This is a genomic window from Pseudomonas folii (assembly GCF_014357575.1).
In the GTDB taxonomy this organism is placed as follows: domain Bacteria; phylum Pseudomonadota; class Gammaproteobacteria; order Pseudomonadales; family Pseudomonadaceae; genus Aquipseudomonas; species Aquipseudomonas folii.
On the sequence record NZ_JACONW010000234.1, the window covers coordinates 1 to 5827 of the forward strand.

8 protein-coding genes are annotated in these 5827 nt (G+C 55.0%); 6 read left to right on the top strand and 2 right to left on the bottom strand.

Annotation, left to right across the window (positions count from 1 at the left end; all coding sequences use genetic code 11):
* Positions 1-325 precede the first annotated feature (325 nt).
* Together H8S59_RS25750 and H8S59_RS25755 are read left to right on the top strand one after the other, a co-directional pair.
* On the top strand, positions 326-637 hold the full coding sequence (locus H8S59_RS25750) for a DUF485 domain-containing protein (protein WP_002552552.1): 312 nt from the start codon (positions 326-328) through the stop codon (positions 635-637).
* On the top strand, positions 634-2292 hold the full coding sequence (locus H8S59_RS25755; protein ID WP_027899412.1) for a cation acetate symporter: 1659 nt from the start codon (positions 634-636) through the stop codon (positions 2290-2292). The genes H8S59_RS25750 and H8S59_RS25755 overlap by 4 nt, the downstream gene beginning before the upstream one ends.
* 503 nt (positions 2293-2795) lie before the next feature.
* Here H8S59_RS25755 and H8S59_RS25760 read toward each other — a convergent pair.
* On the bottom strand, positions 2796-2954 hold the full coding sequence (locus H8S59_RS25760) for a DUF3309 family protein (protein WP_080238018.1): 159 nt from the start codon (positions 2952-2954) through the stop codon (positions 2796-2798).
* 229 nt (positions 2955-3183) lie between these two features.
* On the opposite strand from H8S59_RS25760, the gene H8S59_RS25765 reads away from it, so the two are divergent.
* From H8S59_RS25765 to csrA, 4 genes are all read left to right on the top strand, one after another.
* Positions 3184-3555, top strand: a complete 372-nt coding sequence (locus H8S59_RS25765) for a DUF2784 domain-containing protein (RefSeq protein ID WP_187523264.1) — start codon at positions 3184-3186, stop codon at positions 3553-3555.
* 118 nt (positions 3556-3673) lie between these two features.
* A complete protein-coding gene (locus H8S59_RS25770; RefSeq protein ID WP_187523265.1) occupies positions 3674-4489 on the top strand; it encodes an SDR family oxidoreductase in 816 nt (271 codons plus the stop codon).
* Between the two features lie 321 nt (positions 4490-4810).
* Positions 4811-5143 (top strand): YnfA family protein, encoded by a 333-nt coding sequence (locus tag H8S59_RS25775; protein ID WP_095093445.1) that lies wholly within the window; start codon positions 4811-4813, stop codon positions 5141-5143.
* 149 nt (positions 5144-5292) lie between these two features.
* Positions 5293-5505, top strand: a complete 213-nt coding sequence (gene csrA, locus H8S59_RS25780) for a carbon storage regulator CsrA (protein WP_187523266.1) — start codon at positions 5293-5295, stop codon at positions 5503-5505.
* On the opposite strand, the gene H8S59_RS25785 is transcribed toward csrA, so the two are convergent.
* The gene (locus tag H8S59_RS25785) at positions 5506-5733 is read right to left on the bottom strand and encodes a YheU family protein (RefSeq protein ID WP_027899418.1); all 228 of its coding nucleotides are present in this window, start codon (positions 5731-5733) and stop codon (positions 5506-5508) included.
* Positions 5734-5827: the final 94 nt, after the last annotated feature.

Here is a 5827-nt window from a genome sequence, read left to right on the forward strand (position 1 = left end):
TCCAATGTTGCTTCGCGACAGCGCTGTGTCAGGGAAACCGGGCGATCTCCCACAGGACCTGCGCCATTCAGTGGGACCGGCTTCAGTCGAAAGGAGGCCGGGATAGACGCTGAATCTTTATCTGCAGAAAAATCGCCTTCCCGGCTAAAGCCGGTCCCACGTCAGCTTGCAGGCAAACATAGAATTTCCCACATAGACCGCGCTACTCCTCAGGCCCGGTTTCAGCCGGGAATGTCGCTCTAATACTAAGGTCGTCTGGAGAGCTTGTCAGACCGGACTAAAGTGCAATACGTGACATCTCATCTGTGCTGCGAGGACAAAAACAATGAACGACAGCATTTACCTCTCGATTCAAAACAGCCCCCGTTTCAAGGAGCTGGTATCCAAAAGGGAGCGGTTCGCCTGGATTCTTTCAGCGATCATGCTCGGGCTTTACGCCGCTTTCATCCTTTTGATTGCTTATGGACCACACATTCTGGGCGCGAAACTTAGCCCGACATCGACCATTACCTGGGGAATGCCGATTGGGGTCGGCCTGATCTTGTCTGCTTTTGTGCTGACAGCCATCTATGTTCGCCGTGCCAATGGTGAATTCGATGACCTGAACAACGCCATCCTGAAGGAGGCACAGCAATGATCGGGCGTCTATCAGCAGCATTCGGCCTGGCCGCCTTCGCACCGTCCCTCTGGGCAGCGGATGCGTTGACCGGCGCTGTGCAGAAACAACCCCTGAACATCTCCGCGATCGTCATGTTCGTGGTGTTCGTCGCCTTTACGCTGTACATCACCTACTGGGCCTCGAAAAAGAACAAGACAGCGTCGGATTACTATTCTGCGGGCGGCAAGATCACCGGTTTTCAGAACGGTCTGGCTATCGCCGGTGACTACATGTCGGCGGCGTCCTTTCTGGGGATTTCCGCTCTTGTGTACACCTCGGGTTATGACGGTCTGATCTACTCGATCGGCTTCCTCGTGGGCTGGCCGATCATTCTGTTCCTGATCGCCGAGCGTCTGCGTAACCTGGGCAAATACACCTTTGCTGACGTGGCGTCCTATCGACTCAAGCAGAAAGAGATTCGCACCCTGTCTGCCTGCGGTTCGCTGGTGGTGGTTGCGTTCTACCTGATCGCACAGATGGTCGGTGCCGGTAAGTTGATCCAGCTGCTGTTCGGCCTTGACTACACCGTTGCGGTGATTCTGGTCGGTATCCTGATGTGCCTGTATGTGCTGTTCGGCGGCATGCTGGCCACCACGTGGGTACAAATCATCAAAGCCGTGATGTTGCTCTCCGGTGCATCGTTCATGGCGCTGATGGTGATGAAGCACGTCAACTTCGACTTCAACATGCTGTTCTCCGAGGCGGTCAAGGTTCACCCTAAAGGTGAAGCGATCATGAGCCCGGGCGGTCTGGTGAAAGATCCGATCTCGGCGTTCTCTCTGGGCCTGGCACTGATGTTCGGTACCGCTGGTCTGCCGCACATCCTGATGCGCTTCTTCACCGTGAGTGATGCCAAGGAAGCCCGTAAGTCCGTGCTCTACGCCACTGGCTTTATCGGTTACTTCTACATCCTGACCTTCATCATCGGCTTCGGCGCGATCCTGCTGGTCAGCACCAACCCGGCGTTCAAAGATGCAGCGGGCGCTTTGTTGGGTGGTAACAATATGGCAGCGGTGCACCTTGCCGATGCGGTGGGCGGCAGTCTGTTCCTGGGCTTCATCTCGGCAGTAGCGTTCGCGACCATTCTGGCAGTGGTTGCCGGTCTGACCCTGGCGGGTGCTTCGGCGGTCTCCCACGACCTGTATGCCAGCGTGATCAAAGCCGGTAAAGCCAACGAGAAGGACGAAATCCGTGTCTCGAAGATGACTACGATTGCTCTGGCAGTTGTGGCAATCCTTCTGGGTATCGCGTTCGAAAGCCAGAACATCGCGTTCATGGTGGGCCTGGCGTTCTCCATCGCTGCCAGCTGTAACTTCCCGGTCCTGCTGCTTTCCATGTACTGGAAAAACCTGACCACCCGTGGCGCCATGATTGGTGGCTGGATGGGCTTGATCAGCGCCGTAGTGTTGATGGTTCTGGGTCCAACCATCTGGGTGCAGATCCTGCATCACGAGAAAGCCATCTTCCCGTACGAATACCCGGCGCTGTTCTCCATCGCCATCGCATTCGTGGGTATCTGGTTCTTCTCGATTACCGACAAGTCGAAAGCGGCAGAGGGCGAGCGCGCCTTGTTCTATCCGCAGTTCGTACGCTCGCAGACTGGCCTGGGTGCCAGCGGTGCGGTGTCGCACTAAACAGTAGTAAGTGCTCTACAAGAAGCAGCCTTCGGGCTGCTTTTTTATTGCAGTGAGGATCTTGGTAGCGATGGCGGCTTGTCTGACACTTCGCCATCGCTGGCCTCGTAACCTCGGTGATCTCCTACAGAACAGGATTCAATCTGGAAGCTGTAGTGTTGTCGATAAGAGCACCCCGCGTTCCTGAAACGGTGCTACATACACCTGTAGGAGCGCACGAGCACCGCGAGGCCGCGATGGCGATCTATCAGAAAGGACGCTCTCGCCGCCTCGCGGTACTCGTGAGCGCCTGCAGAAACCGCATTCCAAATCAGGTAGTTGAATTTTGTTTGATAGAAGTCATCGGAGTTTACGACGGCCGAGATGGAGGATTGTCAGACACTTTGCCATCAAGTGGTTAGATGAAAAGGGGATTTGGTAGTTAAGCGCTGGAAGTTATTAGTTGTCAGGCCAATAAAAAGCCCCGCTATAAGCGGGGCTATTTTACTGCTGGTGCGGGAACGTTATATCCGTCCCAGCAACACCAGAATCAACAGGATCACCAGAACGGTACCGATGATGCCCGATGGACCGTAGCCCCAGCTGCGGGAGTGCGGGAATACTGGCAGACCGCCGATCAACAGCAGGATCAGGACGATGATAAGAATAGTGCCGATGCCCATGATGATTTCCTTCCTTAGTTCTTGGTAGATGGCTAGAACAGTTCAAGCTTCCGCCCGATGGCATAAAGTTTGTGCTGCTTGATTGATCCGACTGTAGGCGTTCGGAAAAAGTCCATCGGAAACGTGAGAAAGTTTACATTTTGAAAAAAGTTTATAGTTGCCTAAATCAGGTTGAACTTTAAACACCCATAACTGTTTTCATTTTTTTGCGCCCACTGAGGACATTTTAATGCTCTATCGTCTCGGAGCTGATGCTGTATTGGTCGTCCACCTGCTGTTCATCGTCTTCGTGCTGTTTGGCGGGCTGCTGGTTTTGCGCTGGCGGTGGGTGATGGTGTTGCATGTGCCCGCGATGATATGGGGCGCGGTGGTGGAGTTTTTTCACCTCTACTGCCCACTGACTCCTCTGGAAAACGCTCTTCGGGTACGCGCTGGCGACGAGGGTTACGAGGCCGGCTTCATCGAACATTATCTGGTCGCGCTGATTTATCCCGCAGGCCTGACCCCGCAGATCCAGCTTTGGCTGGGTGCGATAGTGCTGACCAGTAACCTTGCGGTGTATGGCTGGCTCATCACCCGTGTATGGCGAAAGCCCGCGTAGGCCGTGGGTTTGCCCGGGTCATTCAGCGCCTTGATGGTGAGGCGAAGTGACGAATTCCGTGGTTACACTGAGCTCAGGTTGTAAAAAAATACGAGCCCCTAACCACAAGGCGTTTGCTATGCACAATCGCATCATGATCACCGGTGCAGGTTCCGGCCTGGGTCGCGAAATCGCTTTACGCTGGGCCCGGGAGGGCTGGCATCTGGCATTGTCTGACGTCAACGATCTCGGTTTGCAGGAAACTCTGAAGCAAGTGCGCGAGGTCGGTGGCGATGGCTTCGTGCAGCGCTGCGATGTGCGCGACTACAGCCAGCTCACGGCACTGGCGCAAGCGTGCGAAGAGAAGTTTGGCGGTATCGACATTATCGTCAACAACGCAGGTGTGGCGTCGGGTGGTTTTTTCAACGAGCTGTCCCTCGAAGACTGGGACTGGCAAATCGCGGTCAACCTCATGGGCGTCGTTAAAGGCTGCAAGGCTTTTCTACCGATGCTGGAGGCGAGCAAGGGCAAGATCATCAACATCGCGTCCATGGCCGCCCTGATGCAGGGCCCCGCCATGAGTAACTACAACGTCGCCAAAGCGGGGGTGGTGGCGCTGTCGGAAAGCCTGCTGGTGGAGCTGCGTCAGCAGGAAGTCGGTGTCCACGTGGTGTGCCCGTCGTTTTTCCAGACCAACCTGCTGGACTCTTTCCGCGGGCCGACGCCGACGATGAAAGCTCAAATCGGCAAGTTGCTGGAGAGCTCGCCGATCACTGCTACGGATATTGCTGATTACATTTTCGAACACGTCGCTCAAGGGGAATTCATGATCTTGCCCCACGAGCAAGGACGTATGGCCTGGCAATTGAAGCAGAAGAATCCCCACGCGCTGTACGACGAGATGGCAGGCATGTGCCAGAAAATGCGGGCGAAGGCGCGGCAGGGTAGGGAATAGATACTGGCGATGAAATGCAATCTCTGTGCAAGCCCGGCTCCCACAGGACACACTCATGACGTGGGACCGGCTTCAGCCGGGAATAGGTCGGGACAGACGTTGAATTTGTATTGGCGGAAACACCGTCTTCCCGGCTAAAGCCGGTCCCACGTGGTCAATCAGCTTGCAGGCCAACATAGAATCACCCACATGAGATCGCATTCCAGTTCAACCATGACTGTGTTGATAGATGCCATCCTTGGGCCGCATGCCTTTCGTTACAGCCCATATTTTCTGATACGGTTGCCGCCCCATCCATTGCAACCGTTGAAGAGAATTTCTGTGCTCAATTACCTGTGGTTTTTCCTGGCAGCATTGTTTGAGATCGCGGGTTGCTATGCGTTCTGGATGTGGCTGCGGCAGGGCAAGAGCGCGCTGTGGGTGATCCCCGCGCTGATCAGCCTGACTCTGTTTGCAGTGTTGCTGACCCGGGTCGAGGCGGCGTATGCCGGTCGGGCCTATGCGGCTTATGGCGGGATCTACGTTATTGCTTCGATCGCCTGGCTGGGGATCATCGAGCGGGTCAGGCCATTATCATCAGACTGGCTGGGCGCAGCGCTTTGTGTGGTCGGCGCGAGCATTATTCTGTTCGGTCCGCGCTGGTCAGCGCCGTAAATTTCCTACGGATTTCACAGCCATGTAAGACATTTCCTTCGGCTGGTTCCGGCGGTGACGAAGGACGTTACTGAATTTTTCCCGACCAATTGATGACCGTACACAGGCCATGCACTCTGCTCTCTGGTAAACAACAAGAGAGCAGGGACATGCTGGTAATAATGCGCGACATAGGAGAAGTCTTCTCCATCGGTGATGAAATCACCATCCAGATTCTGGCCATTCACGGTAATCAGATACGTTTGGGAGTCGAGGCGCCGAAGCACATCAAAGTGCACCGGGCGGAGGTTTACAAACGCATCGCTCAAAGGGTTTCACAACAGGCAAAAGCGAACCGGCCGCTTCCGGACGCAAGCTCGTGATCAGTCAAAAAACTCTTTGGGCACGTCATGCTTGAGCATGAGCTGGCACTGTTGGCTTTCCAGATCGAAAAAAATCACCGCCTGGCCTTTGCTCAATGCATGTCTCACACGCAATACGCGAGTTTCCAGCGGTGTTTCATCGCCGTTGTCAGTGCCGTCACGGGTGACGAAATCCTCGATCAGACGGGTAAGAGTGTCGGCTTCGAGTTGGTCGTAAGGAATCAGCATGGGCGTTCTCGCATCAATTCCCGGCGATGATAGTGCCGATGTGTGGAAAAAGCAGGTGGAATAATCGCGGCTTATCCCCGCCATTAAATTTGAA